The following is a 1,060-nucleotide window of genomic DNA, read 5'->3' as shown; positions in this document are numbered from 1 at the left end:
CGCCTACTGGGTTATCGAGCGAACACGGCGTTTGTGTACGCCAAAGAACCTGTAGGAGCGAGGCTTGCCCGCGAAGGCCGCACCGCCAATCTCAGAGACTGAACCCACCATCCAGCGGAATAACATTCCCGGTCATATAAGCCCCCGCCGTACTTGCCAGACTGATTGCCAGCGCCGCCATCTCTTCCTCCCGGCCCCAGCGCTTCATCGGAATCAGCGCCGTATCCTCCGCCAGCGCTTGCTCATCGTTACCAATGTGCTGCGTCATCTTGCTCGGGAAGCGCCCCGGCGCAATCACGTTGACGTTGATGTGCTGGCTCACCAGCTCCCGCGCCAGAATCCGCGACAGTTGATGGAGGGCAGCCTTGCTCGGCCCGTAGGCATACGCCTGTTCGCCAAAGGACGAAATCCCCGCCACCGAACCGATGTTGATGATCCGCGCCGGATTCGCCTCTGAACCCGCCTTGCGCAGCAAAGGCAAAAACTGCTGGATGCAGTTGAACACCGAGGTCACGTTAAGCTGCATGACCTTCTCCCAGCCCTTGACCGGATAGCTTTCCAGCGGAGCGCCCCATGTGGTGCCGGCGTTGTTCACCAGAATGTCCAGATGACTGATTTGCTCGCCCAGCCGCATGGCCAAGTGCTGCACGCCTTCTTCAGTCGCCAGATTGGCGGCCACGGCATGGCAGGTTCCCAAGGCGCTCAACTCGTCAGCCGTTTGCTGACACGCTTCGGCATCCCGGGCACAGACGTACACGGTGGCGCCGGCCTCGACATACGCCTTGGCGATCATTTTGCCGATACCACGGGTGCCACCGGTCACCAGAGCGGTGCGGCCTTGCAGGGAAAAGTACGGGTGCATGGCGAATCCTGAGAGCTGAGGGTCAATACACCCTAGTCGTCAGCCGCCAGAAGCGGAGCCACTATTTTTGCGAGGAATGAACATCTATACAGATTGGCCTGCGACCGCTCTTGCAGGAGCCTGTTTGCTGGCGATGGCGGTTTGTAGATCGCCAACGCCAGCAAACCCGCTCCTACAGGGCGCGCGGCGGGGGTAATT

General features: G+C 60.5%; 1 protein-coding gene. It reads right to left on the bottom strand.

Going from position 1 to position 1,060, the window contains the following annotated elements:
• Positions 1–91: 91 nt before the first annotated feature.
• Positions 92–862, bottom strand: coding sequence for an SDR family oxidoreductase (locus tag QMX98_RS34740; RefSeq protein ID WP_077748351.1), 771 nt, complete (start codon positions 860–862; stop codon positions 92–94).
• Positions 863–1,060 lie beyond the last annotated feature (198 nt).

It is taken from the genome of Pseudomonas sp. PS02303 (genome assembly GCF_029959925.1).
Classification (GTDB): Bacteria; Pseudomonadota; Gammaproteobacteria; order Pseudomonadales; family Pseudomonadaceae; genus Aquipseudomonas; species Aquipseudomonas mandelii.
This window is presented reverse-complemented; position numbering and strand designations above follow the sequence as displayed.

Excerpts from the sequence above, each read along its gene's own strand:
- QMX98_RS34740 (WP_077748351.1), bottom strand. The coding sequence starts at position 862 with ATGCACCCGTACTTTTCCCTGCAAGGCCGCACCGCTCTGGTGACCGGT.